The following is a 991-nucleotide window of genomic DNA, read 5'->3' on the forward strand; positions in this document are numbered from 1 at the left end:
TGGTCATAGGTAGCTCCCTAATCTAATATTCAAACAAATTTTTAAATGAAATGGTTATAAGGAGGCGCCCCCGCCGCACCCGCGCCGTTATTTAAGCTGTTTTCCTATGAGGACGACACATAACAAAGCAAATTTCACCATAAGGAGAAAGGCGTTCTGTATAAACATTATTCATTGTGTCACCACAAATATTCTTAGTAACAATAGCCATGCCACATGCATTGGCATTTTCATAAACATGCACTTTACTTACAATTTTTGCACTATCGAAAACATGGGCATTATCATACACATGGGCATTGGCAAAAACCTTTGCTGAATCGTAGACGCGAGCATTACCATATACAAAACCACCAACACCCGCATTGCCATAAACCTGCGCATTTTCGTAAACACGACCAGGGCTCACAACAATGGCCTGATCACCAACCCAGCAATTACCATCATGGGAAAGATTTTCTTCAGATTCAATATAGCCACCAAGTTGACCAGCTTTAACATCACCAAAATCTCTTAACGCCTTAATGCGATAAAGTTTTTTACCTTCGCGAAGAATTGTTTGATTGGTGAGTTGATATTTTTTTACAGAATTTTGCATAATAAATCCTTACGAAATTAGGTTTTTAATTGACAGCCCATAAGGGCGCCGGGCGCTAAAAACACGGTCGTAAGTCCGCCGCTATACTTTCCCCTCGCGAAGGGTATTGTATGGTATAGCTACACCCGACAAAATCGTTATATGCCAATGATAGCACAAAAGAAAGTCAGTATTTTAAGAAATGGGAAAAACCTTACGTGGTTTAACCGCTTACGATTAAGTGTTTTTAGCACTTGCCAACCTTAATAAACGACCTTTTCTTTAAAGTCAATACGTATTTTTTATTTTTTTCACTTTTTTTCATTTTGATACCTAGCTAATTGAATACCAAGTGATTTTAAATTTTACTTTTGGTTTTTAGTATAAAAATGTAGTGCGTAAATGGACATGTTT

1 protein-coding gene is annotated in these 991 nt (G+C 37.4%); it reads right to left on the minus strand.

Annotation, left to right across the window (positions count from 1 at the left end):
* Positions 1-91: 91 nt before the first annotated feature.
* A complete protein-coding gene (locus ACFINR_RS09440) occupies positions 92-598 on the minus strand; it encodes a hypothetical protein (RefSeq protein WP_120100860.1) in 507 nt (168 codons plus the stop codon).
* Positions 599-991: the final 393 nt, after the last annotated feature.

The organism is Bartonella sp. AP19HLJMH (genome assembly GCF_042196245.1).
Taxonomy (GTDB): domain Bacteria; phylum Pseudomonadota; class Alphaproteobacteria; order Rhizobiales; family Rhizobiaceae; genus Bartonella.

What these genes read in the sequence shown, in the direction of transcription:
- ACFINR_RS09440 (WP_120100860.1), bottom strand. Translation starts at nt 598, where the DNA reads ATGCAAAATTCTGTAAAAAAATATCAACTCACCAATCAAACAATTCTT.